This window comes from Delftia sp. WY8 (genome assembly GCF_018437695.1).
Taxonomy (GTDB): Bacteria; Pseudomonadota; Gammaproteobacteria; order Burkholderiales; family Burkholderiaceae_C; genus Comamonas; species Comamonas tsuruhatensis.
In genome coordinates, this window is sequence record NZ_CP049795.1 from 1,189,235 (window position 1) to 1,214,268 (window position 25,034).

At 63.2% G+C, this 25,034-nt stretch carries 35 protein-coding genes and 2 pseudogenes; 25 read left to right on the top strand and 12 right to left on the bottom strand.

The genetic code is table 11. The annotated features are described in order from the left end of the window. Window positions 1-36 precede the first annotated feature (36 nt). From G4D77_RS05405 to G4D77_RS05445, 9 genes are all read right to left on the bottom strand, one after another. The gene (locus G4D77_RS05405; protein WP_003100847.1) at window positions 37-594 is read right to left on the bottom strand and encodes a recombinase family protein; all 558 of its coding nucleotides are present in this window, start codon (window positions 592-594) and stop codon (window positions 37-39) included. Further along, the gene (locus G4D77_RS05410; protein ID WP_003100853.1) at window positions 588-959 is read right to left on the bottom strand and encodes a hypothetical protein; all 372 of its coding nucleotides are present in this window, start codon (window positions 957-959) and stop codon (window positions 588-590) included. The genes G4D77_RS05405 and G4D77_RS05410 overlap by 7 nt, the downstream gene beginning before the upstream one ends. After that, window positions 956-1,456, bottom strand: a complete 501-nt coding sequence (locus G4D77_RS05415) for a hypothetical protein (protein WP_003100856.1) — start codon at window positions 1,454-1,456, stop codon at window positions 956-958. The genes G4D77_RS05410 and G4D77_RS05415 overlap by 4 nt, the downstream gene beginning before the upstream one ends. Beyond that, complete coding sequence (locus tag G4D77_RS05420; protein WP_003100858.1) at window positions 1,453-1,779, bottom strand: hypothetical protein; 327 nt, start codon at window positions 1,777-1,779, stop codon at window positions 1,453-1,455. The genes G4D77_RS05415 and G4D77_RS05420 overlap by 4 nt, the downstream gene beginning before the upstream one ends. Before the next feature lie 254 nt (window positions 1,780-2,033). After that, the gene (locus G4D77_RS05425) at window positions 2,034-2,390 is read right to left on the bottom strand and encodes a cupin domain-containing protein (protein WP_003465043.1); all 357 of its coding nucleotides are present in this window, start codon (window positions 2,388-2,390) and stop codon (window positions 2,034-2,036) included. Window positions 2,391-2,449: 59 nt separating this feature from the next. Then, window positions 2,450-2,623, bottom strand: a complete 174-nt coding sequence (locus G4D77_RS05430; protein WP_166312401.1) for a hypothetical protein — start codon at window positions 2,621-2,623, stop codon at window positions 2,450-2,452. Window positions 2,624-2,638: 15 nt separating this feature from the next. Further along, the gene (locus G4D77_RS05435; RefSeq protein WP_003100872.1) at window positions 2,639-3,025 is read right to left on the bottom strand and encodes a HepT-like ribonuclease domain-containing protein; all 387 of its coding nucleotides are present in this window, start codon (window positions 3,023-3,025) and stop codon (window positions 2,639-2,641) included. Further along, a complete protein-coding gene (locus tag G4D77_RS05440) occupies window positions 3,022-3,312 on the bottom strand; it encodes a nucleotidyltransferase family protein (RefSeq protein ID WP_001247892.1) in 291 nt (96 codons plus the stop codon). Before G4D77_RS05440 ends, G4D77_RS05435 begins: the two co-directional genes overlap by 4 nt. A gap of 177 nt (window positions 3,313-3,489) precedes the next feature. Then, window positions 3,490-4,332: a helix-turn-helix transcriptional regulator gene (locus tag G4D77_RS05445; protein ID WP_079436164.1), complete on the bottom strand. Its 843-nt coding sequence runs from the start codon at window positions 4,330-4,332 to the stop codon at window positions 3,490-3,492. A gap of 117 nt (window positions 4,333-4,449) precedes the next feature. Here G4D77_RS05445 and G4D77_RS05450 point away from each other — a divergent pair, with 117 nt between their 5' ends. Both G4D77_RS05450 and G4D77_RS05455 read left to right on the top strand, forming a co-directional pair. Then, window positions 4,450-4,983, top strand: coding sequence for a carboxymuconolactone decarboxylase family protein (locus tag G4D77_RS05450; protein WP_013521184.1), 534 nt, complete (start codon window positions 4,450-4,452; stop codon window positions 4,981-4,983). A gap of 186 nt (window positions 4,984-5,169) precedes the next feature. Next, window positions 5,170-5,559 (top strand): cytochrome P460 family protein, encoded by a 390-nt coding sequence (locus tag G4D77_RS05455; protein WP_197506363.1) that lies wholly within the window; start codon window positions 5,170-5,172, stop codon window positions 5,557-5,559. A 124-nt stretch (window positions 5,560-5,683) separates the two neighbouring features. Here G4D77_RS05455 and merR read toward each other — a convergent pair whose 3' ends face one another. Beyond that, entirely contained in the window at window positions 5,684-6,118 is a 435-nt protein-coding gene (gene merR / locus G4D77_RS05460; RefSeq protein WP_000429838.1) for a mercury resistance transcriptional regulator MerR, read from the bottom strand. A gap of 71 nt (window positions 6,119-6,189) precedes the next feature. Between merR and merT the strand changes: the two genes are divergently transcribed. From merT to merE, 6 genes are read left to right on the top strand one after another with little or no spacing between them, the layout of a single operon-like run. Further along, complete coding sequence (gene merT / locus G4D77_RS05465) at window positions 6,190-6,540, top strand: mercuric ion transporter MerT (protein ID WP_001294667.1); 351 nt, start codon at window positions 6,190-6,192, stop codon at window positions 6,538-6,540. A 15-nt stretch (window positions 6,541-6,555) separates the two neighbouring features. After that, window positions 6,556-6,831 (top strand): mercury resistance system periplasmic binding protein MerP, encoded by a 276-nt coding sequence (gene merP, locus G4D77_RS05470; protein ID WP_000735441.1) that lies wholly within the window; start codon window positions 6,556-6,558, stop codon window positions 6,829-6,831. A gap of 2 nt (window positions 6,832-6,833) precedes the next feature. Then, a complete protein-coding gene (gene merF / locus G4D77_RS05475; protein ID WP_000654684.1) occupies window positions 6,834-7,079 on the top strand; it encodes a mercury resistance system transport protein MerF in 246 nt (81 codons plus the stop codon). Beyond that, the gene (gene merA, locus G4D77_RS05480; RefSeq protein ID WP_000136268.1) at window positions 7,076-8,722 is read left to right on the top strand and encodes a mercury(II) reductase; all 1,647 of its coding nucleotides are present in this window, start codon (window positions 7,076-7,078) and stop codon (window positions 8,720-8,722) included. The genes merF and merA overlap by 4 nt, the downstream gene beginning before the upstream one ends. A gap of 16 nt (window positions 8,723-8,738) precedes the next feature. Beyond that, complete coding sequence (gene merD, locus G4D77_RS05485) at window positions 8,739-9,104, top strand: mercury resistance co-regulator MerD (protein ID WP_003465059.1); 366 nt, start codon at window positions 8,739-8,741, stop codon at window positions 9,102-9,104. Next, complete coding sequence (gene merE, locus G4D77_RS05490; RefSeq protein WP_001087809.1) at window positions 9,101-9,337, top strand: broad-spectrum mercury transporter MerE; 237 nt, start codon at window positions 9,101-9,103, stop codon at window positions 9,335-9,337. The genes merD and merE overlap by 4 nt, the downstream gene beginning before the upstream one ends. 52 nt (window positions 9,338-9,389) lie before the next feature. Here the strand turns inward: merE and G4D77_RS05495 are convergent, their stop codons facing one another. Then, window positions 9,390-10,004: a recombinase family protein gene (locus G4D77_RS05495; protein ID WP_000904941.1), complete on the bottom strand. Its 615-nt coding sequence runs from the start codon at window positions 10,002-10,004 to the stop codon at window positions 9,390-9,392. A gap of 97 nt (window positions 10,005-10,101) precedes the next feature. Between G4D77_RS05495 and G4D77_RS05500 the strand changes: the two genes are divergently transcribed. Genes G4D77_RS05500 through G4D77_RS05510 form a run of 3 tightly spaced genes read left to right on the top strand, consistent with a single transcriptional unit; the run spans window position 10,102 to window position 11,564 of the window. Then, on the top strand, window positions 10,102-10,341 hold the full coding sequence (locus G4D77_RS05500) for a ribbon-helix-helix domain-containing protein (protein WP_003089107.1): 240 nt from the start codon (window positions 10,102-10,104) through the stop codon (window positions 10,339-10,341). Continuing rightward, window positions 10,341-10,751 (top strand): putative toxin-antitoxin system toxin component, PIN family, encoded by a 411-nt coding sequence (locus G4D77_RS05505; RefSeq protein ID WP_003463562.1) that lies wholly within the window; start codon window positions 10,341-10,343, stop codon window positions 10,749-10,751. The genes G4D77_RS05500 and G4D77_RS05505 overlap by 1 nt, the downstream gene beginning before the upstream one ends. A 3-nt stretch (window positions 10,752-10,754) precedes the next feature. Then, entirely contained in the window at window positions 10,755-11,564 is an 810-nt protein-coding gene (locus G4D77_RS05510) for a DUF4158 domain-containing protein (RefSeq protein ID WP_250134259.1), read from the top strand. Here G4D77_RS05510 and glnS read toward each other — a convergent pair. Beyond that, window positions 11,552-12,637, bottom strand: a pseudogene (glnS, locus tag G4D77_RS05515) (glutamine--tRNA ligase); the annotation flags it as partial. The gene G4D77_RS05510 and the pseudogene glnS sit on opposite strands and share 13 nt — an antisense overlap. A 61-nt stretch (window positions 12,638-12,698) precedes the next feature. Between glnS and G4D77_RS05520 the strand changes: the two are divergent. From G4D77_RS05520 to G4D77_RS05585, 14 genes and pseudogenes are all read left to right on the top strand, one after another. Beyond that, window positions 12,699-13,550 (top strand): AraC family transcriptional regulator, encoded by an 852-nt coding sequence (locus G4D77_RS05520; RefSeq protein WP_052157284.1) that lies wholly within the window; start codon window positions 12,699-12,701, stop codon window positions 13,548-13,550. A 124-nt stretch (window positions 13,551-13,674) separates the two neighbouring features. Further along, window positions 13,675-14,184: a peptide-methionine (S)-S-oxide reductase MsrA gene (gene msrA, locus G4D77_RS05525; RefSeq protein WP_008652077.1), complete on the top strand. Its 510-nt coding sequence runs from the start codon at window positions 13,675-13,677 to the stop codon at window positions 14,182-14,184. A gap of 85 nt (window positions 14,185-14,269) precedes the next feature. Beyond that, window positions 14,270-14,758 (top strand): peroxiredoxin family protein, encoded by a 489-nt coding sequence (locus G4D77_RS05530; RefSeq protein WP_034053978.1) that lies wholly within the window; start codon window positions 14,270-14,272, stop codon window positions 14,756-14,758. A gap of 4 nt (window positions 14,759-14,762) precedes the next feature. After that, on the top strand, window positions 14,763-16,295 hold the full coding sequence (locus G4D77_RS05535) for a protein adenylyltransferase SelO (RefSeq protein ID WP_213757911.1): 1,533 nt from the start codon (window positions 14,763-14,765) through the stop codon (window positions 16,293-16,295). Window positions 16,296-16,862: 567 nt separating this feature from the next. After that, window positions 16,863-17,303: a peptide-methionine (R)-S-oxide reductase MsrB gene (gene msrB / locus G4D77_RS05540; RefSeq protein WP_034054008.1), complete on the top strand. Its 441-nt coding sequence runs from the start codon at window positions 16,863-16,865 to the stop codon at window positions 17,301-17,303. Continuing rightward, the gene (locus G4D77_RS05545; RefSeq protein ID WP_008647313.1) at window positions 17,300-18,520 is read left to right on the top strand and encodes a bifunctional alpha/beta hydrolase/OsmC family protein; all 1,221 of its coding nucleotides are present in this window, start codon (window positions 17,300-17,302) and stop codon (window positions 18,518-18,520) included. Before msrB ends, G4D77_RS05545 begins: the two co-directional genes overlap by 4 nt. Window positions 18,521-18,552: 32 nt before the next feature. Further along, complete coding sequence (locus tag G4D77_RS05550; RefSeq protein WP_034053981.1) at window positions 18,553-18,834, top strand: DUF427 domain-containing protein; 282 nt, start codon at window positions 18,553-18,555, stop codon at window positions 18,832-18,834. Further along, the gene (locus G4D77_RS05555; RefSeq protein ID WP_034053982.1) at window positions 18,831-20,240 is read left to right on the top strand and encodes a mercuric reductase; all 1,410 of its coding nucleotides are present in this window, start codon (window positions 18,831-18,833) and stop codon (window positions 20,238-20,240) included. The genes G4D77_RS05550 and G4D77_RS05555 overlap by 4 nt, the downstream gene beginning before the upstream one ends. A 17-nt stretch (window positions 20,241-20,257) precedes the next feature. Further along, window positions 20,258-20,866 carry a sulfite oxidase-like oxidoreductase gene (locus G4D77_RS05560; RefSeq protein ID WP_008647302.1) on the top strand — a complete coding sequence of 203 codons (609 nt, stop codon included), beginning with the start codon at window positions 20,258-20,260 and terminating at the stop codon, window positions 20,864-20,866. Then, window positions 20,859-21,620, top strand: a complete 762-nt coding sequence (locus G4D77_RS05565) for an FAD-binding oxidoreductase (RefSeq protein ID WP_042797684.1) — start codon at window positions 20,859-20,861, stop codon at window positions 21,618-21,620. The genes G4D77_RS05560 and G4D77_RS05565 overlap by 8 nt, the downstream gene beginning before the upstream one ends. Window positions 21,621-21,641: 21 nt before the next feature. Next, on the top strand, window positions 21,642-22,850 hold the full coding sequence (egtB, locus tag G4D77_RS05570; protein ID WP_197022694.1) for an ergothioneine biosynthesis protein EgtB: 1,209 nt from the start codon (window positions 21,642-21,644) through the stop codon (window positions 22,848-22,850). Next, window positions 22,847-23,824, top strand: a complete 978-nt coding sequence (gene egtD, locus G4D77_RS05575) for an L-histidine N(alpha)-methyltransferase (protein WP_034053995.1) — start codon at window positions 22,847-22,849, stop codon at window positions 23,822-23,824. Before egtB ends, egtD begins: the two co-directional genes overlap by 4 nt. A gap of 13 nt (window positions 23,825-23,837) precedes the next feature. Continuing rightward, a complete protein-coding gene (locus tag G4D77_RS05580; protein ID WP_008647292.1) occupies window positions 23,838-24,284 on the top strand; it encodes a hypothetical protein in 447 nt (148 codons plus the stop codon). An 85-nt stretch (window positions 24,285-24,369) separates the two neighbouring features. After that, a pseudogene (locus tag G4D77_RS05585) lies at window positions 24,370-25,032 on the top strand (MFS transporter); the annotation flags it as partial. Window positions 25,033-25,034 lie beyond the last annotated feature (2 nt).

The window sequence follows — 25,034 nt, forward strand, 5'->3', positions numbered from 1 at the left end:
CCTGGGGTCGTCTCAGAAAACGGAAAATAAAGCACGCTAAGCGTGCGTGGAGGCTGGCACCCAGCGGTACAGCGTCGGAATGGACACGCCGAGGTTCTTGGCCACGTCCTTGGGCGGCACCCCGCTGGCCAGCAGCTTCTTGGCCGACTCGATCTTGCTGTCGGTCATCTTCGGCTTGCGGCCGCCTTTGCGGCCGAGCTGCTTGGCGACTTCCAGCCCGGCGCGGGTGCGCTCGACGGTCAGCTCGCGCTCCATTTCGGCAAGGCTCGCCATGACGTGGAAGAAGAACCGCCCGGATGGTGTGCCGGTGTCGATGGAGTCGGTGAGGCTCCTGAACTGGACACCGTGCTTGTGCAGATCGCCGACCAGATCGACCAGTTGCTTGACCGACCGGCCCAGCCGGTCGAGCTTCCAGACGACCAAAGTATCGCCTTCGCGCAGCATTTCGAGCGTCTTGGCCAAGCCAGGCCGGTCTGCCCGCGTGCCACTCACCTTGTCCTCGAAGACCTTTTTACATCCGGCCTTGCTCAAGGCTTCGCGTTGCAGCTCCAGGTTCTGATCCTGCGTCGAGACGCGCGCATAGCCAATCAACATGGCTTGTCTCGCGCCCGGTCGATGCGTTCCTGCATCGCCTGCATCACTTCTTCGTGGGTGTACGATCTGGCGTTGGCGTCGGTGGCTTGCCGCAGGGCTTCCTCAACCTCGCGCGTCATCCGCTCGTAATCCTCCGGCCACAGCGCTTGCTCCATGCGCAGCGACGCCTGACCCAGCAGGTGCAGCAGGCTGAACAGCCGCATGTCGTTGGTGGCGACGATGCGCTCCCGAATCTGCTCCTGAATAGCTTCGCTAGCCCGATGCGCTTGTGGTGTGGCAGTCCCCTCGTAGTCAGCGGGGAATTCCGCTTCCTCGGCAATCCTTGCCCAGGCGCTGGCCAGCGCCTCGATGGTTGACGTGCTCATTTCCGCCGCTCCTGTGCTCTTTGGCGAATCAACCGGCCAAGGGGCCTCGACGCGAAAACCAGCAGCATCACGCCTATCGGATACCAGGTCGAGAAGACCACCAAGGCATCGAAGGCTGGCCGTCCGGTGTTGGTAGGCAGTACGGCGGTCACAGCCATCAACCCGCCGACCGTCCAGATGATGCGCCACACGTAGGGCATCACGCGGGGCACGTAGCCGTCATCGAAAGCGGTCTGGTAGTAGCGGCGCAGGCCGCGCTCGGCAAGCGCCTGGCGCTGCCGCTCCGACAGCGCATCCGTCCGGCCATACCAGCGCCGGAATGGTGGACAGCGCAGCAGCAAAGGGGTGAAGAGGATCATCACCGCCACGATCGCGACACCCCACGCCATGACGGCGCCGGCATCGGGCCGCTTGGCGTTCTCGATCACGGGCGCGAAGACGCCCGGAGCACCGATCATCCAGAACAGCGCAATGTGCTGATGGAAGGAGAGCTTCATTTGCTCATCCACTTGCGCAGCAGGCGCTTTTTCAGGGAGGCGCGTTCTTGCGGGTTGCGTCCCTTGTGATTGGCGATGCGATCCGCCGTGGCGGCCTGGCGCTTGACGGGCCAGTAGGAGCGGCCATCCTTGCCCATCGACCAGACGCTGCTGGCCTGGTTTTCCAGCAGGGGCAGATGGGCGCTCAGGGCTTCGGGCGACGCGCTGGTCAGCGCCGTGCGCTCACGGGTGCGCCAGCGCTGATGCCAGAGCTTCTTGTCCTCGCGCTCGCTGCCGCAGGTCGTGTGCCCGACGATGGGTGTTTTGCGGCGGCTGCGGCTCATAACGTAGTGGTCTCCAAGAACATTCAGGACTGATCCCAGGCGTCGATGGTCAAGACCTGATCGGCAGGACAGGCGGCTACGCGGTCGGGAACTGGATGGTGTTCAGTCTCATGCCGACCCCATTCGATTGATCGCGTCGCTTGCGGCACGCTGCGACGCAAGGAGGTTTGCGACCTGGTTTAGCAGCCGTGTCCGCTGCATGTCTGTTACCTATCTCCCCGACCGCTCATTGGACCAACTCCAGAGATTGGGCTCTATCGCTCAGCCAATACGAAACCGGCATTGGCTGATGCCACAACCGAGACGAACACAAATGGCTCGGTACCTGTATTTCGCGCCCCGTGCACTTGGCCCGGTCTTGCCACGGCTATCTCACCTTCCCTGAGGGCACGAACAATCCCATTGCCCTGAAAGTAATCAGCCATTCCCGACAAAACAGTCCACGTGTCTTGGCCGTGAGGATGAATGTGAGCCGCAATTTCCTGCCCGGGATGGACATGCCAAACCACGATAATTGAGTCTCGGGTTTCAAGCACAACGGAACGAATAGGCTCGCCTTCGGACGGCTGAACATACTCGGCTACAGAAAATATTCTCGATTCAACAGTCATCGGAGATCCCTCTTTCACAGTGCCCCCAGACAGGCTGGATATGAGTTCTAACTCGAATTCTAACTCGAATTTGAACGGGAGGCTGGTCGTGCGGTCGTGCAGTTGCCGATGAGCGTGTCGGCTGCTGCCTCCTTGCCCACCAGCGAACTCTCGTCCGTTGCGGCCATCCAGAAGGTCTTGCCCGAGCGCGGCTCATAGGTCGCGGGATCGAACACGCCAGAGGGGCCGAACATCGGCGGCTTGATTGGTCATGGCTCCATGCCTTTGTCGTTACGGTCTTCATCGTCGGCATCCTGACGCACGGCGGGCAATTGCTGGAGCAACGCCGGCAGCCATTCCTGTACCGTCTCCCACACCACATCGAGGTTGATGTCGAAATAGCCGTGAGCCATGCGATTACGCATATTGCGCATGCTGCGCCACGGCACGTCGGCATGCGCCTGGGTGAACTCGACGTAGCCATCCATCACCTTTGTGGCCGCCTCGCCGATGACGATCAGGCTCATGATGACGGCCTGCTGGGTGCGCTTGTCGGCCAAGAAGTCGTCCTTGGCCATCCCTTCCACGAAGCTGCGCGCATCGGTTGCGGCCTGCTGAATGTGGTCGAGGTAATCGGGCAGGCGGTTCTCGCTCATATCGGTTGCGCCTCCGCGAGCACCTTGGCCCGGAACTTCGGCGGCAGGTCGCCGGGAGTCAGCAGATCGACGTCAACGCCGAGCAGCGATTTCAGTTCTTCTTCCAAATCGCCCAAGTCCAACAACGTGGCACCGGGCAGCGCATCGACCAACAGGTCGAGGTCGCTGCCATCCCGGTCGGTGCCATGCAGCACCGAGCCGAAGACGCGCGGGTTCGCGGCGCGAAAGCGGCCTACCGCTTCACGCACTGCGCTTCGCTTCATGTCAAGCACAACAGACGGTCGCATGGGCATCCTTTCTTATCGAAACTCGTTGAGATGATATGCAATCAAGAATAGAATTTCAAGAACTATTTTCGAGAATCGCAATGCCTTGATTCCCGTGCCGCGCCTGTGAATTTCACCCGCTCGACGAGCGCAACACCGACGCCGCCTACGCCAAGAACCGGCGAATCGACCTCAAACTCACGAACCGCTGAGCGACGCGTCACCGCGCTGCTGCGCCAGCCAGTCGCGCGGGGCGCAGCCCATGCGCACGCGGAAGGCGCGCGCCAACGCGTTCGGGCTGCCGTAGCCGACGCGGTCGGCCACCACCGCCACCGGACGCCCCTGCTTGAGCAGGGTGCAACTGACGTTCATCCGCCAGTCGGCCAGATAGTCGCCCGGCGTGACGCCCACCGCGTCTTTGAACGCGGCGGCGAAGCGCGCGCGTGACATGCCCGCCTGCGCCGCCAGCGCCTCGAGCGACCACGCGGTCTGCGGCGCATCGTGCATGGCGGTTATGGCGCGCGCGAGTTTCGGGTCGGCCAGTCCCGCCAGCAGTCCGGTGGCGCCAAGCCGCCCATCCATCAGATAACGCAGCAACTGGATCAGTAGCAACTCGCACAAGCGGTCGATGGCGGCCTGCCGACCGCACTGGTCGCGCTCGGCTTCGGCAAACAGCAGCTCTAGCGTCGGCCCGAGGCCGGGCAAGTCCGCCAGCGGAATCAGCAGCATCGACGGCAAGGCCATGGCCAACGGATTGCCCGTCGAAGCGCCCAGATCGACCTCCGCACACAACAGCTCAGCGGTATCGCCGGGGGCGGCGACAAAACGATGCGACGCCACGCGCGGATAAAACAGCAGGCTCGGCTCGGTAACCAGCAGATCTTCATGCACGGGCGAACGCGCCGTAATCGGGCCGCGCCGCACCAGATGGATATAGCCATGCGGCGCCGCGTAATGATGCTGCCCACAGAAGGCGCCGCTGTGAAAAACGCGCGCCGAAAGCGAGTAGTGCCGGAGCAAGCCGGCCAGTCGATCCGCCATTCCACTCTCCATATAAGACGATAGGTTACGTATTTGATACTTTACGTGCCATATCGTACCAAACAAAGGGCGATCATGCCCACGTGCTCTTGCACCTCACCCACTACGGAGATAGACATGACCCAAATCGCCCCCCTGACCATCGACACCGCTGACGCCGCTACCGCTGCCACACTCAAGGCCGTCAAAGCCAAGCTCGGCGTGGTGCCGAACCTGCTCGCCACGCTGGCCCACGCGCCGGCAGCGCTCAACGGCTACCTCGGCCTGTCCGAAACGCTGGGCACCGGCCGCCTGAGTGCCACCCAGCGCGAGATCGTTGCGCTGGCTGCCGGTCAAGCCAATCGCTGCCAGTACTGCCTGAGCGCACACACCCTGATCGGCAAAGGTGCCGGACTGTCGGCAGAGGCCATCGCCGCGGCCCGCACCGGCCAGGCGGCCAACGCACTTGACGATGCAATTGCCGGCTTTGCCCGCGCGCTGGTCGAGCAACGCGGCGTGGTGTCGGCCGACGCCATGGCCAACTACCGCCGCGCGGGGCTCGACGACGGCCTGATACTGGAAGTGATCGCCAACATCGCGCTGAACACGCTCACCAACTACACCAACCACATCGCCGACACCACGGTGGATTTCCCCGTGGTCGCCGTCTGATCTCCATAGGCATATAAGGAGAACACAACGAAAATCGCACTCACCGGCGCTCTGCTCGCCAGCGCCCTCGTCCTGCCACTGGCCGTCACGGCCGGCGACTTTTCGCCCTATGTGGACAGCCAGGGCGGCATCAGCCGCCCCACAGACTTCCGCACAAACTTCGTCCACCTGGGCTCATATGCGGTGTTGGACGAAAAATCCGCCTCTCGCGGCCTGCACGATGTGTACACCGAAAAGGCCTCGGCCGAGCACTACCGCAAGACCGGCAAGTTCCCGGACGGCGCCACGCTGGTGAAAGAGATCCGCAAGCTCGAAACCAGCGCCATGACCACCGGCGACCCTGTGGTCTGGGGTTCCGATGCGGCCGTGTGGTTCGTGATGGTCAAGGACGCCAAAGGCCGTTTCGCCAGCAACCCCTTGTGGGGCGACGGCTGGGGCTGGGCGCTGTTCAAGGCCGACGCCCCCGCCAAGAATGTCGCCGTCAGCTACGCAGCCGACTGCATGGGCTGCCATGTGCCGGCGGCCAAGACCGACCGCGTATTCATCCAGGGCTATCCGACACTGACCCAGCACTGACTTGCTTGTCACTTTCAGAAGGCGACAGCACGAAATATCAAAAGTCGACCGCACGGTCTTTTCTGACGTTGGAGTCGCCTCAGAAAACGGAAAATAAAGCACGCTAAGGCGTAGTTCCCTCGGGCTACACCGCGTCCGCACTGCGCGGTTCTTTCTTCCCTTGCAGTGACGCAATCAGCGGGCAGGAAACGTTCCCCTTCCGCGCATGGCAGGCGCACACCAAATCAGACAGCACGGCCTCCATGCGCGCCAGGTCAGCCATCCTCTCGCGCACGTCCTTGAGCTTGTGCTCGGCCAGGCTGCTGGCTTCCTCGCAATGGGTGCCATCCTCCAGCCGCAGCAGCTCGGCGATCTCATCCAGGCTGAAGCCCAACCGCTGGGCTGATTTCACGAAGCGCACCCGCGTTACATCCGTCTCGCCATAGCGGCGAATGCTGCCGTAAGGCTTGTCCGGTTCCGGGAGCAAGCCCTTGCGCTGATAGAACCGGATGGTCTCCACATTGACCCCGGCCGTCCTGGCGAAAACGCCAATGGTCAGGTTCTCCAAATTGTTTTCCATATCGCTTGACTCCGTACATAACTACGGAAGTAAGCTTAAGCTATCCAATTCAGATTCGAAAGGACAAACGTATGTCTGAACCTCAAAACGGGCGCGGCGCGCTCTTCACTGGCGGGCTGGCCGCCATCCTCGCCTCGGCTTGCTGCCTCGGGCCGCTGGTTCTGATCGCCTTGGGGTTCAGCGGCGCTTGGATCGGCAACTTGACGGTGTTGGAACCCTATCGCCCCATCTTTATCGGCGTGGCGCTGGTGGCGTTGTTCTTCGCCTGGCGGCGCATCTACCGGCCGTCAGCCGCCTGCAAACCGGGTGAGGTTTGCGCGATTCCCCAAGTGCGAGCTACTTACAAGCTCATTTTCTGGGGCGTGGCCGTGCTGGTTTTGGTCGCGCTCGGATTTCCCTACGTCGTGCCATTTTTCTATTGATCACAGGAGTTCACCATGAAAAAGCTGCTTTCCGCCCTTGCCCTCGCTGCCGTTGTTGCCCCCGTGTGGGCCGCCACCCAGACCGTTACGCTGTCCGTACCGGGCATGACCTGCTCGGCCTGTCCGATCACTGTCAAGAAGGCGATTTCCAAGGTCGATGGCGTCAGTAAAGTTGACGTGACCTTCGAGACGCGCGAAGCGGTGGTCACCTTCGATGATGCCAAGACCAGCGTGCAGAAACTGACCAAGGCTACCGAGGATGCGGGCTACCCATCATCAGTCAAGAACTGATCATGAAAGACCCGAAGACACTGCTGCGGGTCAGCATCATTGGCACAACCCTCGTGGCGCTGTGTTGCTTCACCCCTGTTCTGGTCATTTTGCTCGGTGTGGTCGGCTTGTCCGCGCTGACCGGCTATCTGGACTATGTGCTGCTGCCTGCGCTGGCGATTTTCATCGGCTTGACCATCTACGCCATCCAACGAAAACGCCAAGCCGATGCCTGCTGCACACCGAAATTCAATGGAGTAAAAAAATGACCGAAATCACCGTGAATGGCATGACCTGCACATCCTGCGCCACCCATGTCAAAGATGCTTTGGAAAAGATTCCCGGCGTGAATGCCGCTGTGGTGTCCTATCCAGAAAGCCGCGCGCAAGTCATGGCAGACACCGCCGTGAGCCACAACCAACTGCTGGCCGCCATCGCCGCATTGGGTTATCAAGGCTCGATCCGGGTTGGTGATTTCAAAGATGAACCAAAAATCCGTGATGCACTTGAGGGCGCCGGTTTGCATATCGCCATCATTGGCAGCGGCGGGGCCGCGATGGCGGCGGCGCTGAAGGCCGTCGAGCAAGGCGCGACGGTCACGCTGATCGAACGCGGCACCATCGGCGGCACCTGCGTCAATATCGGCTGTGTGCCGTCCAAGATCATGATCCGCGCTGCCCATATTGCCCATCTGCGCCGGGAAAGTCCGTTCGACGGCGGTATTGCGGCAACTGTGCCTGCGATTGACCGCAGCAAACTGCTGGCCCAGCAGCAGGCCCGTGTCGATGAACTGCGGCACGCCAAATACGAAGGCATCCTGGACGGCAATCCAGCCATCACCGTTTTGCACGGTGAAGCGCGTTTCAAGGACGACCAGAGCCTGGTCGTCCGTTTGAACGAGGGTGGCGAGCGCGAGGTAACGTTCGACCGCTGCCTGGTCGCCACCGGTGCCAGTCCGGCCGTGCCGCCGATTCCGGGCCTGAAAGAGTCACCCTACTGGACTTCCACCGAAGCGCTTGTCAGCGACACCATTCCCGCACGCCTGGCCGTGATCGGTTCGTCGGTGGTGGCGTTGGAACTGGCGCAAGCCTTTGCCCGGCTCGGCAGCCAGGTCACGATCCTGGCACGCAGCACCTTGTTCTTCCGGGAAGACCCGGCCATCGGCGAGGCCGTGACAGCCGCTTTCCGCGCCGAGGGCATCGAGGTGCTGGAGCACACGCAAGCCAGCCAGGTCGCCCATGTGAACGGCGAATTCGTGCTGACCACCGGACACGGTGAATTGCGCGCTGACAAGTTGCTGGTTGCCACCGGTCGGGCACCGAATACGCGCAGCCTCGCGCTGGACGCGGCGGGGGTCACTGTCAATGCGCAAGGGGCCATCGTTATCGACCAAGGCATGCGCACGAGCAACCCGAACATCTACGCGGCCGGCGACTGCACCGACCAGCCGCAGTTCGTCTACGTGGCAGCGGCCGCCGGCACCCGTGCCGCGATCAACATGACCGGCGGCGACGCAGCCCTCAATCTGACCGCGATGCCGGCAGTGGTGTTCACCGACCCGCAAGTCGCCACCGTGGGCTACAGCGAGGCGGAAGCGCACCACGATGGCATCGAGACCGACAGTCGCACGCTGACACTCGACAACGTTCCGCGAGCGCTTGCCAACTTCGACACACGCGGCTTCATCAAGCTGGTCATCGAGGAAGGTAGCGGACGGCTCATCGGCGTGCAGGCGGTGGCCCCGGAAGCGGGCGAACTGATCCAGACGGCGGTGCTCGCCATCCGCAACCGCATGACGGTGCAGGAACTGGCCGACCAGTTGTTCCCCTACCTGACAATGGTCGAGGGGTTGAAGCTTGCGGCGCAGACCTTCAACAAGGACGTGAAGCAGCTTTCCTGCTGCGCTGGATAAAAAAAGGAGGTTTTCAATGAGCGCCTACACCGTGTCCCGGCTGGCCCTTGATGCCGGGGTGAGCGTGCATATCGTGCGCGACTACCTGCTGCGCGGATTGCTGCGTCCGGTGGCGTGCACCCCGGGCGGCTATGGCCTGTTCGATGATGCCGCCTTGCAACGGCTGTGCTTCGTGCGGGCGGCCTTCGAGGCGGGCATCGGCCTGGACGCGCTGGCGCGGCTGTGCCGGGCGCTGGATGCTGCGGACGGCGATGAAGCGGCCGCGCAGCTTGCCGTTCTGCGCCAGTTCGTCGAGCGTCGGCGCGAAGCGTTGGCCGATCTGGAGGTGCAGTTGGCCACCATGCCGACCGAGCCGGCACAGCACGCGGAGAGTCTGCCATGAACAGCCCCGAGCGCTTGCCGTCCGAGACGCACAAACCGATCACCGGCTACCTGTGGGGCGCGCTGGCCGTGCTCACCTGTCCCTGCCATTTGCCGATTCTCGCCATTGTGCTGGCCGGCACGACGGCCGGCGCGTTCATCGGAGAGTACTGGGGTATCGCAGCCCTCACGCTGACCGGTTTGTTCGTCCTGTCTGTGACACGACTGCTGCGGGCCTTCAAAGATCGATCATGAGCGCTTCCCATTGAGACAAACCACGCTGTCGCTACGTTGCCTCATGCCGGCATCAAATTCGGCTGAGTAGCTTCTCGCCATCTGGACGTAGCTCACCCTTGGGTGAAACATGCCGATACAGGGTCTGCCGCGTGACGCCAAGTTCCTGGCACAGGTCGCCGACCTTGGTCTCTGGCTGACCCATTGCCGCCATCGCCAGCCGCAGCTTGGCGGCGGTCATCTTGAACGGCCGGCCGCCTTTCCGCCCGCGCGCGCGGGCCGAGGCTAGGCCGGCAATCGTGCGCTCCGCGATCAACTCGCGCTCGAACTCGGCCAGGGCGGCGAAGATGCCAAAGACCAGCTTGCCGGCGGCGGTCGTGGTGTCGATGGCCGCGCCGTGCCCGGTTAATACCTTCAAGCCGATGCCGCGCCCAGTCAGGTCGTGCACGGTGTTGATGAGATGTCGCAGGTCGCGTCCGAGCCGATCCAGTTTCCACACGACCAGTGTGTCGCCAGTTCGCAACGCCTTCAGGCAGCTCGTCAAGCCGGGCCGATCCTCGCGCATGCCGGATGCCTGGTCCTCGTAAAGATGTACTGGATCGACCCCGGCGGCAATCAGCGCGTCGCGCTGCAAATCGGTAGCCTGGGAGCCGTCCGCCTTCGATACCCGCATGTAGCCTATCAGCATGTCGTACCTGTCACATATACGTTCGTTTTGTCGAACCATTGCATCGCCCTTTGTGATTGGCGTATAAACACACAAACACCTATTAGCGGAGAACGCTATGAATACCATTCGCTGGAATGTCGCCGTCTCGGCCGACACCGACCAGTCGCTTCGGATGTTTCTGGCCAGCCAGGGCGGCGGCCGTAAGGGCGACCTGTCGCGCTTCATCGAAGAAGCGGTACGGGCACACATCCTGGAGCTGAGCGCTGAGCAGGCCAAGGCCGCTAACGCCCATCTGAGTGAGGCAGAATTGACCAACGCGGTTGACGAAGCGCTCGACTGGGCACGTAAGCGCTGATGCGGGTCGTGTTGGATACCAACATCCTGTTCAGCGCCCTGATCTCGCCACATGGCGCGCCCGATGCGATCTACCGTGCCTGGCGGGCGGCGCGTTTCGAGGTGGTGACCTCGCGGATGCAACTCGATGAAATTCGTCGAGCCAGCCGCTATCCCAAGCTTCAGGCCATCCTACAGCCCGCCAAGGTGGGCGCCATGATCAATAACCTGCAACGGGCTGTGGTACTGGAGCGCCTGACCATCGAGGTCGAAGCCGATGATCCGGATGACTCGTTTTTGCTGGCCATGGCCTTGGCGGGCGATGCGGACTACCTGATAACCGGTGATCGCCGCGCCGGCCTGCTGCAACGCGGGCACATCGAACGCACGCGGATCGTCACGCCCGCCGTGTTCTGCGTCGAGGTGCTGTGATCAATGCCGGTCGGTTTTCTGACTCAAGAGCAACGCGACGGTTTTGGCCGCTATGTTGATTCGCCCAGCCGTGAAGAGCTGGAACGTTACTTCCACCTGAGCGATGAAGACCGTGAAGCCATCCAGGTGCTGCGGGGTAACCATAACCGTCTGGGTTATGCCGTTCTGCTGACCACCGTCCGCTTCGTTGGCGTTCTGCCGGACAAGCCCGCCGCCGTGCCGGTGGAAGTCCTGCAGGTGCTTTGCCGACAACTGGCGATTCCAGACCCCGACTGCCTCCAGCGCTATAGCGATCATCGCCGCTGGATACATGCCACCGATATTCAGAACCGCTTTGGCTATCGTCATTTCACCGATCCGGGCATCGGCTTTCGCTTGAGCCGCTGGCTGTATGCCCTCTGCTGGACGGGCACCGACCGGCCGGGAGTGCTGTTTGAGCGAGCCACCTCGTGGCTGTTCACACAGAAAGTCCTCCTGCCTGGTGTGTCTCAACTAGAGCGCTTTATCGCCCAGTTGCGCAGTCGGGTCGAAGAACGCCTCTGGTTTACGCTGGGCCGCAGCGTGACTGAGGAACAGCGATTGCAACTGCAAGACTTGCTGACGGTGGCCGAAGGCAACCGCAGCTCCCGGCTGGATCAATTGCGCTCCGGCCCGGTCATGGTCAGTGGCCCCGCGTTGATTCGGGCACTGCGCCGGCTCGATGACGTGCGCGGCATCGGCATCACCTTGCCGGCGGCGGCGCACATCCCTCCCAGCCGTATCGCCGCCCTGGCCCGCTTCGCCAACACGGCCAAGGTCACCTCGGGCGTGTAGCCGCGGCGGCGCAGGCCGACGATGGTGGGCATGCGCGGGTCGTCCCAGCCGCTGACTTTCTTCTCGTTCACCAGCTGCGCCAGCTTGCGCTTGCTGGTGATCACGTAGGTCAGGTTCAGGCGCGCAAATTCGTACTGCCGCGGCGGTGGGGCCTTGAGCAGGCCGCCTTCGCACAAACGCTCCAGCAACCAGTCGTAGAACGGGCGCTGGTCTTCAAATTCCAGCGTGGCGATGCTGTGGGTGATCTGCTCCAGCGCGTCCTCGATGGGGTGCGCGAAGGTGTACATGGGGTAGATGCACCAGGCGTCGCCCGTGTTGTGGTGCGTGGCGCGGCGGATGCGGTAGATGGCCGGGTCGCGCAGGTTGATGTTGGGCGAGGCCATGTCGATCTTGGCGCGCAGCACGGCGGCGCCGTCGGCCAGTTTGCCGTCGCGCATCTCGCGGAAGCGGGCCAGGTTCTCTTCCGGGCTGCGGCTGCGGAAGGGGCTGTCCACGCCGGGCTTGCCGAAGTCGCCGCGGTTGATGCGCATGTCTTCGGCTGTCTGCTCGTCCACATAGGCGTGGCCGGCGGTGATAAGGTATTCGGCCGCGCGGTACATGAAGTCGAAGTAGTTCGACGCGTAGTACAGGTGGCTTTCCTGCTTGCCGTTGAAGTTGGATTCCCAGTTGAAACCCAGCCACTGCACCGCGTCGAGGATGGAGTCCACGTACTCCTTTTCTTCCTTCTCGGGGTTGGTGTCGTCAAAGCGCATGTGGCAGACGCCGCCGTAGTCGCGCGCCAGGCCGAAGTTCAGGCAGATGCTCTTGGCGTGGCCCACGTGCAGGTAGCCGTTGGGTTCGGGCGGGAAGCGGGTGCGGATCTTGGCCGGGTCGGGCTGGCCGGCGTCGTGGAAGGCGGCATCACCCGGGCCGCCGCCCCATTGGCGCTGGGCGTAGGTGCCGGTGGCGAGGTCTTTTTCAATGACCTGGCGCAGGAAGTTTGACGTCCTGAGCGCCTGGCCCTCAATTTCTGCGGGAGCTTGGTGGTGTCGAGAGATGCTGGACGAAAGGGACGGGGGGGGGCATGCAGTCATTCTAAGGAGAGGCGGAAGCTCCAAGATAATCAAGGTCTAACCCACAACAGGTGTCACGCGCTTGAACCAAAGCACTCCCTTGCCGAACGCCTCTCTGCTGAACCAGCTGTTACGGTTCACCCCCACGGCGCGCATGTTTTTCTCGGGAAATCTCTGTACCCTGACGCAGGGATCCGAGGCTGACGGCCTCAAGCAGGGGACGATGCACCTGCTGAGTCGCGGCGAGCTGCAACTGACGCGCAAGGGCTTTGCGCCGCTGAACGTGCGGGCGCCCAGCGTGCTGTTGCTTCCCCGCGCGTTGGAGCACTGGGTTCAGGGCTCAGGGCCGCAGGGGGTGGACCTGATGTGCGCCACCCTCAGTGAATTGGCGCCGCCGCTGGACATGATCTTGCCGGACGTCACGGTGATTGACTTGACCGCCACGTCATCGCTGCAGCGACCGGTAGAGCTGCTGTTCGAGGAGGCCGAGGCACGTGCTTTTGGTTATCGGGCAGCGATCGACCGCCTGCTGCAATACACCTTCGTGGTGCTTGTGCGTCACCTGATTGATCGGCAACTGCTGTCCGGCGGTGTGCTGGAGGCCATGGTCGACAGCCGTCTGGGTGTGGTGCTGTCCATGCTGCACGAATCGCCAGAGCACGACTGGACGCTTGACAGCATGGCGGAGCTGGCGCACCTGTCCCGGTCTGCCTTTGCCCTGCGCTTTGTCCAGGTGGTGGGCATACCGCCGTTGACCTACTTGACCCACTGGCGCATGGCGGTTGCCCGCAACCTACTCGCGCAAGGGCAGGCAGTGAAGGCGGTGGCCTCTCAGGTGGGCTACGGTAATGCCACCGCATTCGCGCGAGCGTTTCAACGGGCCTCGGGGCAATCGCCCAGCGCTTGGCAGATGGAGCATCTGAGTCAGCCGTAGGTCCATCGCGCCCTGGTTCTGGACGATCGGTGGCGTGATGCGGACGCCGAATGCCGTTGTGCTGTGCCGAACGGACCCGACTTCAGGTTCAATGCCTTGAGGCAGAACTTTGAAGGAGATCACGATGAACCCGAGCGAAAAAGCAGTCCTGGCCGGCGGTTGTTTCTGGGGCATGCAGGACCTGGTGCGCAAGCTGCCTGGCGTGTTGCGCACCCGTGTGGGCTACAGCGGCGGCGATGTGCCCAACGCCACCTACCGCAACCACGGCACCCACGCCGAGGCGTTGGAGGTGGAGTTCGACCCCACGCAGACGAGCTTTCGCGACCTGCTGGAGTTCTTCTTCCAGATCCACGATCCGAGCACCCCGGGGCGCCAGGGCAATGACCGCGGCAGTTCCTACCGGTCGGCCATTTTCTACACCTCGGACGAGCAGCTGGCCACGGCGCAGCAGACCATTGCCGATGTGAATGCCTCGGGTTTGTGGCCGGGCAAGGTGGTCACCGAGCTCGCGCCCGCGGGGCCGTTCTGGGAGGCCGAGCCCGAGCATCAGGACTACCTGGTCAAGCACCCCAACGGCTACACCTGCCACTACCCCCGTGCGGGCTGGAAGCTGCCGCGACGCGAGATCGGCTGACGGCCAACGCTCAAGAACGGTGGGGGTCGGCGCGCCAGTGGGCGGGCCGACCCGGTGTGTCTGTTTTTTTCCTGAGGAGATGGTGATGCAATCCCGGTGCATTCAACAGGCGCCCGAGCTGCGGGTGCCGTGGTGGATCGACGGCGAAGGGCGCAGCATGGCACCGCTGAAGCTGTCCGATCTGGGCGACGGGTTCAAAGTGATCTTCTGCTTCCAGCACTGGTGTCCGGGCTGCCACAGCCATGGCTTTCCGACCCTGCAGAAGCTGATCAAGGCGTTGGGCGATCGCGGCTTCGCGTTTGCCGCGGTGCAGACCGTGTTCGAGGGCGCCGAGTCCAACACCTTCGAGCGCCTGCGCGAGACGCAGTTGCGCTACGGCTTGAACATTCCGTTCGGACACGACCCTGCGATCGGACGCGCGTCGTCGCTCATGGCGGACTACGGGACGCGCGGCACGCCGTGGTTTTTGGTGATCGATCCGCTGGACGAGGTGCTCTACAGCGACTTCGAGCTCGACGAGCGGCAGCTGATCGGGGCGTTCGGCGCTTCGAACGATGGTCTCAAGGCGGCCTGAAGTCATGCGTGCGTCCACACCAAAGGCCGTGTCGGAGCCGAAGACGCCGGGGACGGGCCCGGCGTTTCGGCTGCCGTTTGACAACAGCTTCTTCCGGGACATGCAGGGGTTCTATGTGCCTTGGAAGCCCGAGCCGTCCCCGGCCCCGGCCTGGGTGCAGTTCAACGACGCCCTGGCGCTGGAGCTGGGGCTGGAGCCGGCGACGCTGAAGTCTGCGACCGGTCTGGCGTGGCTGTCCGGCGTGGAAATGCCGGCTGAGGCGGCGCCGCTGGCGCAGGCCTACGCGGGACACCAGTTCGGCCAGTTCTCGCCACACTTGGGGGATGGCCGCGCCTTGCTGCTCGGGGAACTCATCGACACGGCAGGACAGCGTCGGGACCTGGCCCTCAAGGGGTCGGGCCGTACGCCGTTTTCGCGCCGTCGCGATGGCAAGGCGGCACTGGGCCCGGCGCTGCGCGAGTACCTCATGGGCGAGGCCATGCACGCGTTGGGCATTCCCACGACGCGTGCGCTGGCGGTGATCCGGACCGGTGAGCGGGTGAACCGCGAGGGCTCGCCCCCCGGGGCGATCTTGGTGCGCGTGGCGGCCAGCCACTTGCGGGTGGGCACTTTTGAGTTCTTCGCGGCGCGGGAGGAGGAGGTGATGCTTCGGCGGCTGCTCGACTATGCCGTGGCGCGGCATGACCCCGCCCTCGCCAAGCTTTCCGACAAGCCCATTCCGATGCTGGAGGCCGTCTGTGAGCGGCAGGCGCAGCTGATTGCACGCTGGATGGGCGTGGGCTTCATCCACGGGGTGATGAACACCGACAACATGAGCATTTCGGGCGAGACCATCGACTATGGTCCGTGTGCGTTCATGGAGGGTTTCGATCCGGCCACGGTGTTCAGCTCGATCGACCGTCAGGGGCGATATGCCTACGGCCAGCAGCCGGCCATGGCGCAATGGAACCTGGCCCGTCTGGCCGAAGCGTTGCTGCCGGTTCTGGACGCCCGCGATATCGACGTCGTGGAACGGGTGGAACAGGTGGTGGCCGGGTTTGCCGTGCGCTTTGACCGGCATTGGACCGGGCAGCTGCGCGCCAAGCTGGGCTTGGCCGCTGAAGAGCCGGACGACCGCGCCCTGGCGGACGACTTCCTGCAGCTGCTGCAGCGGGAAAAGGTGGACTTCACGCTGGCGTTCCGCCTCCTGTCCGACGCCATCACGGGGCCGGATGCCGCACTGCACGACCTGTTCGGACGGGAGCGCCCGGCGCTCTCGGACTGGCTGGCGCGCTGGCGCCAGCGCATGGCCCGGGAGGGAAGGACCTTGCAGGACTGCGCCGCAACGGCGTGGTCGGTCAATCCCTTCGTGATCCCGCGCAATCACCAGGTGGAGGCGGCGCTGTCGAGTGCCGTGGACGAGGCCGACCTCGGTCCGTTCGAGCGCCTGCTGGCGGTGCTGGGGCGGCCGTACGAGACGGTGGAGTCCGCGCGGCCATTCACGCTGCCGGCCTCGCCCGAAGTGGCCGCAGCCCACCGCACCTTCTGCGGCACCTGATTGGGGTACCCAACGATTTCTGAAAGGAGACTTCGCATGACCACAACGAAACAGGAACCCGGTGTCCTTGGCGAAGCGGCCGCTCCCCTGGGTGTGACCCGGTGGGTGGACGCGTCGGGCCAGGCGCTGGAACACTTCGACCTGGACCGCATGCCCGGCCGGTTCAAGCTCATCTTCTGTTTTCAGGACGCCTGCCCGGGGTGCCATGCGACCGGCTTTCCGGCGCTTGCCCGGGTGGTCGACGCGTTTCGGGGGAGCGACTTCGTCGGGTTCGCCGCAGTCCAGACCGTGTTCGAGGACTTCGGTTCGAACACCTGGGAGCGCATGCTGGCCAATCACTCCCGCTACGCGCTGGGCATTCCCTTCGGGCACGACGCCGGTGACGAACAGGACGGCGCGGGTTCGGAGCTGATGCGCCGCTACCGCAACGGCGGCACACCCTGGTTCATCCTGATCGATCCCGATGGCAGAGTGGTCTACAACCATTTCCGAATCGACGCCGACAAGCTCGTCACCTTTCTCAAGCGGCTGGAAAACGAACCGGCGGCACCGGAGCCTGGGCCCGACATGTTGACTTGGAAAGGAGTGATTCAACTGGTGGAAACGGGCAACCCGACGCCACCGCGCCGAGTTGAGCGCAGCGAAGCCGAGTGGGCCCAACAGCTGACGCCCGAGCAGTTCCGAATCACGCGGCTCAAGGGCACCGAACGGGCGCACAGCTCCTCGATGTGTACGCTGTTTTCGCCCGGGATCTACCGGTGCGTGTGCTGCGGCACTGAACTATTCGATGCGTCGACCAAATATGACAGCCGCAGCGGCTGGCCCAGCTTCACGCAGGCCATTGCCCCGGGTCTGGTGGGCTATCACGGAGACAACAGCCACGGCATGGTGCGGGTGGAGACGACGTGCAACGTCTGCGACGCCCACCTGGGTCACGTGTTTCCCGACGGACCCAAGCCCAGCGGTCTGCGCTACTGCATCAACGCCCTGGCACTGGAGAAAGCATGAGCAGCGAAAAGGTAGGCTTCGCTGGCAGCAGCCAGGGTCTGCTGGTGGGTGTCTTGGAACGCCCGGACCATGCACCGTTACAAGCCCTGGCGGTGTTTGCCCACTGCTTTACCTGCGGAAAGAACTCTCTCGCCGCGACCCGCATCAGCCGGGCGCTGGCTCAGCAGGGCATCGCCACGCTGCGCTTTGATTTCACCGGTCTGGGCGAGAGCGAAGGCGACTTCGGGCGCGGTGGCTTTTCGTCCAGCGTGGCGGACATTGTGGCGGCGGTGCACTGGATGCAGAGCACGATCGGCATGCCTGCACTGTTGGTCGGACACAGCCTGGGGGGGACGGCGGCCATCGCGGCGGCTGCCCGCCTCGACGGCATACGGGCGGTTTGCACGCTGGGCGCACCCGCGACGGCCGACCATGTGCTTCGTCACTTCGGTCCGACCAAGTCCGAAGAGGATGGGCAGATCCAGGTCGACCTGGGCGGCCGGGCGTTCAGGATCGCGCCGGCCTTCATTGAAGAGCTCCAGGCCCAAGCCCACGAGAACCCGGTCAAGGGGCTTCGCGCGGCCTTGCTGGTTATGCACGCGCCAAGTGACGCGGTGGTGGACATCGGCGAGGCACAGGACCTGTTCAAGGCGGCCAGACATCCTAAGAGTTTCATCAGCCTGGACGATGCGGACCATCTGCTCACGCGCCCGGCCGATGCGCAGTATGCGGCTGACCTGATTGGCGCCTGGGCCTCGCGGTTTCTGCCGATGCGAGCCGAGCGAAACGATGCGCCGTCGGACCTTCGTGCGGGCGAGGTGTGGGTGGGGGAGCACGATCACGCCTTCTGGCGATCGATGCGAGCAGGTCCGCACCACCTCGACGCCGATGAGCCCAAGGAAGTGGGTGGTGGCGAACGCGGGCCCGATCCTTATGAACTTCTGCTGATGTCGCTGGGCGCCTGCACGTCCATGACATTGCGCCAGTACGCCAAGCGAAAAGGCTATGCGCTCAAGGATGTCCAGGTCAGGTTGCGTCATGAGCGCGCGCACGCGACCGATTGCCAGGAGTGCGGGGATCGCTCGGGACAGGTTGACCACGTCACGCGGCAGCTCCTGCTGAGCGGACCGTTGAGTGAAAGCCAGCGACAGGACCTGTTGCGCATCGCCGATCGTTGCCCCGTGCATCGAACGCTGGAGAACCATCCGGTGATCACCACCACACTGATTCGGGACTGATCCCAACCACACACAAACGAAGGAGACGGAGCATGAGAGCCATCTGGAAAGGCACCACCATCGCTGAGAGCGATGACATCGTGGAAGTTGAAGGCAACGCCTATTTCCCACACGACGCGTTGCGCCCGGAACATTTCAAACCAAGCGATACGCACACCACCTGTCCATGGAAGGGGCGGGCCAGCTACTACGACGTCGTGGTCGGCGAAGACGTGAACGCTGACGCGGCGTGGTACTACCCGTCGCCCAAGGCTGGTGCGGAGGCGGTGACCGGCAGGGTGGCGTTCTGGCGCGGTGTCGAGGTGCGGCCATGAGCGGGGAACAGAGGTTCGACGCGATCGTGATCGGAGCCGGTCAGGCCGGTCCCTTTCTGGGCGCGACACTCGTTGCCCGGGGTATGAAGGTGGCGCTCATCGAGGAGCGTGACCTGGGTGGTACCTGTGTCAATCGGGGCTGCACCCCAACCAAGACCCTACGCAAGTCGGCTCGTGTGGCTCACATGGCGCGCCGGGCCAGCGAATTCGGTGTGCAAACCGGGTCGGTCCAGGTCAACTTCAGGGCAGCGATGGAGCGCATGCAACGCCGGGTGGAGGAGGCTCGCTCTGGCCTGCAGGCCTGGCTGGGCCAGTTGGAAGGACTCACCATCATCAAGGCGCGCGGTCGCCTGGCGGGCCGTGAAGGCGAACAGTTCGTGGTGCTGGCCGGCGAGCATCAGCTGGTGGCGCCCAAGGTGGTGCTGAACACCGGCACACGTCCCTTTGTTCCGCCGGTGCCTGGGCTGGACGAGCTGCCGTTCCTGGACAACGAACGGCTGTTGGCGCTGCGTGAATTACCGTCCAGGCTGGTGATCATCGGCGGTGGATACATCAGCCTGGAGATGGCTCAGATCTTTCGGCGGCTGGGAAGTGAGGTTGCCATTCTGGAAACAGGGCCCCGCCTCACGGCCCGCGAGGACGAGGACATTGCAGCCGCTGTGACCGGAATGCTGACAGCGGAAGGCATCGAAGTGAACACCGGCGTGCGCATTGAGCGGGTCGGCAAGGCGGACAACGACGCTGGCGTGCGGGTGCAGTTGGCTGGTGGCCGCAGCGTGGATGGCAGCCACCTGCTGGTGGCCACCGGGCGAATACCGAACACCGACTGTCTGGGCCTGGAAACGGTGGGCCTGGAGGTCAGTGCGCGAGGCTACCTGGTCACCAACGACCGGCTCGAAACCGCGGTTCCCGGCATCTGGGCGCTGGGTGACATCAATCAGCGCGGGGCCTTTACCCACACCAGCTACCACGATCAGGACATCGTGGCGGAGAACCTGGCCGGAGGGCAACGCAGCGCCGCCGCGCGCGTCGGCATTTATGCCATGTTTACCGATCCTCCGCTGGCCCACGTCGGTCTTTATGAGGCCGACGCGCGAAAACTCGTGACCGAAGGGCGACGCATTTCCCAGGCGGTTCACGCCATGAAGGACGTCAGTCGCGCGAAGGAAGAAGGCGAAACCGTGGGCAAGATCAAGCTCCTCATCGATGAGGACAGTGGTCATTTCCTCGGAGCGACCATGCTCGGGATCCAGTCGGACGAGATCATTCAGGCGATCGGTCTGGTGATGGCCAGTGGCGGCACCTGGAAGTTGGTCCGGGATGCATTGCCCGTTCACCCGACGGTCACCGAGTTCCTGCCCACCATCATTGATCGACGCAAGCCCTTGACCGCAAGTTCTGGGTGAGCCGGAGGACCCACACCATGCCCATCAACCGCTCATTCAGCGGCCGCAATCGCGATGTCCACAACCACGGCGGTCGACTTCCGCCAGGACAGTCCCTGACGGAAGGTTTTCCCGTGCTGACTGCGGGCCCCACCCCAAAAGCCTTGGCGCTTGGCGATTGGCGCTTGACCTTGAAGGTCGGTGTGCGGCCGGTTCGCGTTTGGACCTGGAGCGAATTCCAGGCCCTGCCCCAGACCGAGCAGGTGGTCGATATCCATTGCGTTACCACCTGGTCGAAATTCGACACCCGCTGGCGCGGTGTGACGTTGGACACCTTGTTGCAGGCGGCCGGACTGGAAGCGCCCACGCCTTGGGTGTTGGCGCATTCTCAGGACGGCTACTCCACCAACGTGCCGTTGGCCGATCTGACACAAGGGCGCGCAATGATCGCAACGCACTACGACGACCGACCGCTCGCGCCCGAGCACGGGGGACCGGCACGCCTGTTGGTGCCGCATCTCTACTTCTGGAAGTCGGCCAAGTGGGTCAATGCGCTGCAGTTCAACGAGCGCGACGAGGCCGGGTTCTGGGAACTGCGGGGCTATCACATGCGAGGCGACCCTTTCAAGGAAGAGCGCTATGGATGAGGCTGTTGGTCAACACCGGCTGAGCTGGCAGACCGCACGCATCGATGCGTTGCAGGCACTGACTCCACGCGTCATGCGGGTGGTGCTGCGTCCTGACAGATGGGTTCGCCCGAGGCCGGGCCAGCATTTGGATGTCCGACTGACAGCGGAAGACGGCTATCAGGCACAACGGAGCTATTCACTCCTCTCACCTCCTCAACGTACCGGGCTCTATGAGCTTGGCATTGAGCGTTTGGACGATGGCGAAGTATCCACCTGGTTTCACGACAAGGCCCAGCACGGCGAAACGATTGAAGTCCTCGGACCGGTTGGAGGTCATTTTGTGCTTGACGAGTCGAACACACGACCAGCCTTGCTGATTGGGGGAGGATCTGGCGTCGTTCCCCTTTTGTCCATGGCAGCGCAACGCGTGGGTGCATACAGCCAAGCGCATACAACGCTGTTGGTTGCCGCACGCCATCTTGACGAAGTGTTGCTCTGGCCCACCCTGCAGCGATGGGAAGCGTTTACGCCGCGGTTTCGCAGCCGACTGGCGCTCTCGCGGGATACCTGTGCCCCGCGCGCACAGGACCACGTTGGCCGCATTGATGGAGCCGATGTTGCTTGGGCATTGCAGCAATTGGGTGATGTGGCGACCGAATCTGCGCAGGTTTTCATCTGCGGGCGTAATGACTTTGTCGAGTCCATCGTTCATATGGTCACCGGGCTAAATGTGCCCGAGGTCTCCATCCGCACCGAGCGCTTCGGAAGTTGACTCTCTTTTTTCTCATCTGCCGTGACACCTGAAGACATCCGCCTAACCCGATACGTCTCTGTCCGTTCGCGCAGCGAACGTCTGTGTGCCCCTCTGAGTGCCGAGGACCATGTTCCCCAACCGGTTTCCGACGTCAGTCCGCCGAAGTGGCACTTGGCCCACACCACGTGGTTCTTCGAGACTTTTGTCCTCGCGAAACAACAGCCGGACTATCGACTGTTCCATCCTCTGTATGGCTACCTGTTCAACAGCTACTACGAATCGGAGGGCGCTCACCTGGCACGCCCGCAGCGAGGGAGCTTGAGTCGCCCGACGGTGGCTGAGGTGATGGCGTATCGCGCGCATGTGGACGAGTCCATGCGCCGTATGCTGAAGGAACCACTGGAGCCCGCGGTCGCGGCCTTGGTAGAGCTGGGCATGCAGCATGAACAACAGCATCAGGAGTTGCTGATCACAGACATCAAGTACATCCTGGGCCACAACCCATTGCATCCGGCGTATGACCCTCTGGGCATCGGTCCCCAAGATGTGACGGCCGAACATGATGGAACCTGCCCACCACTGGACGATTGGCTTAGCGTCGAAGGGCAGACGATTCGCATGGGCCACCAGGGGCCAGGGTTCGCCTTCGACAACGAGTCGCCATCGCATTTGGCGCTCATTCAAGGAGTAGACATCCGTGTGGCGCTAGTCACCAATGATGAATACCTTCAGTTCATGCGCGACGGAGGATATCAGCGCCATTCGCTCTGGCATGCGGAAGGCTGGGACTGGGTGCAAACGCTTAAATTCCGTGCGCCGATGTACTGGCAGCCCGACCCTAACCAGCCTGACGGATGGGGTCATTACACGCTCCAGGGGGTGATGCCGCTGACCAGTCAGGCACCAGTCACGCATGTCAGTTACTACGAGGCACACGCTTTCTGCGATTGGGCGGGGTGGCGATTGCCCACCGAGTTCGAGTGGGAAGCAGCGGCAAGCCGGTTCGACTGGGGGCGTCGATGGGAATGGACGCGCAGTGCCTATCAGCCCTATCCCGGTTTTGCCCGCAGCGAGGGCGCAGTGGGCGAATACAACGGGAAGTTCATGGTGAACCAGCAGGTCTTGCGCGGAGCGTCCTGGGCCACATCGCCGGGCCACGCCCGTTTGACATACCGGAACTTCTTTCACGCTCCGTTGCGTTGGCAGTTCACGGGCATCCGTCCTGTTCGCTCGCGGGAGTCCGCATGACTGATCGGGACAGACTGACGGAGCATGTTCTGCAAGGGTTGACGCGACCACAGAAGGCGCTCTCATCCGCTTGGTTCTACGACGATGAGGGCTCGCGCCTGTTTCAGCAGATCATGGCGCTGCCCGAGTACTACCTCACACGCCTTGAGCACGAGCTGCTGCGCTCACGCGCGGATGAGCTTTCCCGGTGGATAGATCCTCGGTGCAGCCCGATCGATCTGATTGAACTGGGCAGCGGCGACGGGGCCAAAACGCTGTCGCTGTGCCAGGCACTGGCGCAACGTGAAGTGGATTGCATCTACAGGCCTATGGATGTGTCCGCACACGCCCTAGCGGATCTGAGCCGCCGCTTTGACACGTACCTCCCCCGCATGGCCATCGAACCGGTGCTGGGAGACTATTTCGAGCATTGGCCTCAGATTGCCGAAGGGCGACGCCAGGTTGCAATGTTGCTGGGCAGCAATCTGGGCAACCTCGACGAACACGGTGCCGTCAAGCTGCTGCAGCGGGTGCATTCGCATTTGCGCCCGGGTGACCTTGTGCTGCTTGGTCTGGATCTGGTCAAGGACCCGGCCATGTTGCGCGCAGCATACGACGATTCACAGGGCGTGACCGCTGCGTTCAATTTGAATCTGCTGACGCGGTTGAATCGCGAGTTGGGCATGGACTTCGATCTGACGAAATTTCGGCACTACGCCAGCTACTGTCCGCTGGAACACGTGGCCAGAAGCTTTCTGGTGAGCCAAGTTGACCAGGTGGTCCACAGCAGAACCCTTGACCGAGGGTTTGTATTCCATGCCGGGGAGACCATCTATACAGAGCAATCCCAGAAATACTCCCTGGCTTCAATCGAACACCTCGCACGCCGAAGCGGGTTTGACAACACCTGCACCCTGACCGACCCCCGAGGCTGGTACGCCATCACCGTCTGGCACCGGCTACCGTTCACCCCAACGCAACAAACGTCGACCTGAAAAAGGAGTCCTAATGAGCAACAAGACCCATCTGCGCCAGACCATGCTGGACCTTGCCGAAGGGCGCCTGCGGTTTGCTGAACAGACCTATGCGCAATACCTGGTCGGTGCGGCGGGCCGCGGAGATGAACCCAGTGAAAGCGATGCGGCGTCGCGGGCCGTCAACAATGCCGCTCTGGCGCAGGCGTTCGAATGCCCCATTCACGATCATCAGGAGGCCCTGGAAGTCTTACGTCAGATCGATTTCGGTCCCCGGGATTCGGTGGAGACAGGCGCCGTGGTTCGCATCGACGGGCGTTGGTTCGTGATTGCGGTTGCTAGCGATGCCTTCCAGTGCGACGGCAACACCTACATGGGAATTTCCACCCAGGCGCCCATCTACGCAGCGATCGCAGATGCCCGAGCCGGTGATGTTGTCAGCTTCCGGCAACGCGAACTGCACATAGAGGAAGTCTTGTGATGCACCTCATTCGAGTCTGAACGATGGGCGGCACGCTGCGCGACTTGGTCCGGCGCTTTCATGGCACAGGTCGACTTGGTGCCACTACGGGCTGACCGGCGTCGCGATCTTCGCCCTGTATCGCGCCTTGCCGGACCACCGCGTGGACGAGCAGACGGCGGCGCCCACAGCGCTGGGGCCTTCGCGCGGCATCGTGATCAAACTGGCGGCACTGTTCTCGGTCGATGCCTTCGCCGGCGGGCTGATCGTCAATACCTTGCTCGCGCTCTGGCTGTTCGAGCGTTTCGACCTCTCGCTCGCCGCTGCCGGCCAATTCTTCTTCTGGGCCGGGCTGCTGTCGGCCGGCTCCCAGCTCGCCGCCCCCTGGGTAGCGCGCCGCATTGGCCTGATCAACACGATGGTGTTCACGCACATCCCGTCGAGCGTCTGTCTGATCCTCGCCGCCTTCGCCGACAGCCTGCCGGTGGCGCTCGCGCTGCTGTTCCTGCGCAGCGCCCTGTCGCAGATGGACGTACCCACGCGCTCGGCCTTCGTCATGGCGGTGGTGACGCCGGCAGAGCGCGCCGCGGCGGCGAGCTTCACCACCGTACCCAGGAGCCTCGCTGCCGCAGCTAGCCCCGCCATCGGCGGCGCCTTGTTCGCCGCCGGCTGGCTGGCGATGCCGCTGGTGGCCTGCGGTGTGCTCAAGATTGCGTACGACGTTGCACTTTGGCGCGCGTTTCGGAAGTACGAGGAATCTCCCTCGTGAGA

Excerpts from the sequence above, each read along its gene's own strand:
- G4D77_RS05580 (WP_008647292.1), top strand. The coding sequence starts at position 23,838 with ATGAGCAACAAGACCCATCTGCGCCAGACCATGCTGGACCTTGCCGAA.
- merF (WP_000654684.1), top strand. The coding sequence starts at position 6,834 with ATGAAAGACCCGAAGACACTGCTGCGGGTCAGCATCATTGGCACAACC.
- G4D77_RS05435 (WP_003100872.1), bottom strand. The coding sequence starts at position 3,025 with ATGAGCGAGAACCGCCTGCCCGATTACCTCGACCACATTCAGCAGGCC.
- merD (WP_003465059.1), top strand. The coding sequence starts at position 8,739 with ATGAGCGCCTACACCGTGTCCCGGCTGGCCCTTGATGCCGGGGTGAGC.
- G4D77_RS05425 (WP_003465043.1), bottom strand. The coding sequence starts at position 2,390 with ATGACTGTTGAATCGAGAATATTTTCTGTAGCCGAGTATGTTCAGCCG.
- G4D77_RS05410 (WP_003100853.1), bottom strand. The coding sequence starts at position 959 with ATGAGCACGTCAACCATCGAGGCGCTGGCCAGCGCCTGGGCAAGGATT.
- G4D77_RS05445 (WP_079436164.1), bottom strand. The coding sequence starts at position 4,332 with ATGGCGGATCGACTGGCCGGCTTGCTCCGGCACTACTCGCTTTCGGCG.
- G4D77_RS05500 (WP_003089107.1), top strand. The coding sequence starts at position 10,102 with ATGAATACCATTCGCTGGAATGTCGCCGTCTCGGCCGACACCGACCAG.
- egtD (WP_034053995.1), top strand. The coding sequence starts at position 22,847 with ATGACTGATCGGGACAGACTGACGGAGCATGTTCTGCAAGGGTTGACG.
- merA (WP_000136268.1), top strand. The coding sequence starts at position 7,076 with ATGACCGAAATCACCGTGAATGGCATGACCTGCACATCCTGCGCCACC.
- G4D77_RS05440 (WP_001247892.1), bottom strand. The coding sequence starts at position 3,312 with ATGCGACCGTCTGTTGTGCTTGACATGAAGCGAAGCGCAGTGCGTGAA.
- G4D77_RS05450 (WP_013521184.1), top strand. The coding sequence starts at position 4,450 with ATGACCCAAATCGCCCCCCTGACCATCGACACCGCTGACGCCGCTACC.
- G4D77_RS05430 (WP_166312401.1), bottom strand. The coding sequence starts at position 2,623 with ATGTTCGGCCCCTCTGGCGTGTTCGATCCCGCGACCTATGAGCCGCGC.
- G4D77_RS05560 (WP_008647302.1), top strand. The coding sequence starts at position 20,258 with ATGCCCATCAACCGCTCATTCAGCGGCCGCAATCGCGATGTCCACAAC.
- G4D77_RS05495 (WP_000904941.1), bottom strand. The coding sequence starts at position 10,004 with ATGCTGATAGGCTACATGCGGGTATCGAAGGCGGACGGCTCCCAGGCT.
- G4D77_RS05535 (WP_213757911.1), top strand. The coding sequence starts at position 14,763 with ATGCGTGCGTCCACACCAAAGGCCGTGTCGGAGCCGAAGACGCCGGGG.
- merP (WP_000735441.1), top strand. The coding sequence starts at position 6,556 with ATGAAAAAGCTGCTTTCCGCCCTTGCCCTCGCTGCCGTTGTTGCCCCC.
- G4D77_RS05555 (WP_034053982.1), top strand. The coding sequence starts at position 18,831 with ATGAGCGGGGAACAGAGGTTCGACGCGATCGTGATCGGAGCCGGTCAG.
- G4D77_RS05530 (WP_034053978.1), top strand. The coding sequence starts at position 14,270 with ATGCAATCCCGGTGCATTCAACAGGCGCCCGAGCTGCGGGTGCCGTGG.
- msrA (WP_008652077.1), top strand. The coding sequence starts at position 13,675 with ATGAACCCGAGCGAAAAAGCAGTCCTGGCCGGCGGTTGTTTCTGGGGC.
- merT (WP_001294667.1), top strand. The coding sequence starts at position 6,190 with ATGTCTGAACCTCAAAACGGGCGCGGCGCGCTCTTCACTGGCGGGCTG.
- G4D77_RS05415 (WP_003100856.1), bottom strand. The coding sequence starts at position 1,456 with ATGAAGCTCTCCTTCCATCAGCACATTGCGCTGTTCTGGATGATCGGT.
- G4D77_RS05565 (WP_042797684.1), top strand. The coding sequence starts at position 20,859 with ATGGATGAGGCTGTTGGTCAACACCGGCTGAGCTGGCAGACCGCACGC.
- G4D77_RS05505 (WP_003463562.1), top strand. The coding sequence starts at position 10,341 with ATGCGGGTCGTGTTGGATACCAACATCCTGTTCAGCGCCCTGATCTCG.
- G4D77_RS05510 (WP_250134259.1), top strand. The coding sequence starts at position 10,755 with ATGCCGGTCGGTTTTCTGACTCAAGAGCAACGCGACGGTTTTGGCCGC.
- G4D77_RS05545 (WP_008647313.1), top strand. The coding sequence starts at position 17,300 with ATGAGCAGCGAAAAGGTAGGCTTCGCTGGCAGCAGCCAGGGTCTGCTG.
- msrB (WP_034054008.1), top strand. The coding sequence starts at position 16,863 with ATGTTGACTTGGAAAGGAGTGATTCAACTGGTGGAAACGGGCAACCCG.
- G4D77_RS05420 (WP_003100858.1), bottom strand. The coding sequence starts at position 1,779 with ATGAGCCGCAGCCGCCGCAAAACACCCATCGTCGGGCACACGACCTGC.
- merR (WP_000429838.1), bottom strand. The coding sequence starts at position 6,118 with ATGGAAAACAATTTGGAGAACCTGACCATTGGCGTTTTCGCCAGGACG.
- G4D77_RS05550 (WP_034053981.1), top strand. The coding sequence starts at position 18,553 with ATGAGAGCCATCTGGAAAGGCACCACCATCGCTGAGAGCGATGACATC.
- G4D77_RS05405 (WP_003100847.1), bottom strand. The coding sequence starts at position 594 with ATGTTGATTGGCTATGCGCGCGTCTCGACGCAGGATCAGAACCTGGAG.
- merE (WP_001087809.1), top strand. The coding sequence starts at position 9,101 with ATGAACAGCCCCGAGCGCTTGCCGTCCGAGACGCACAAACCGATCACC.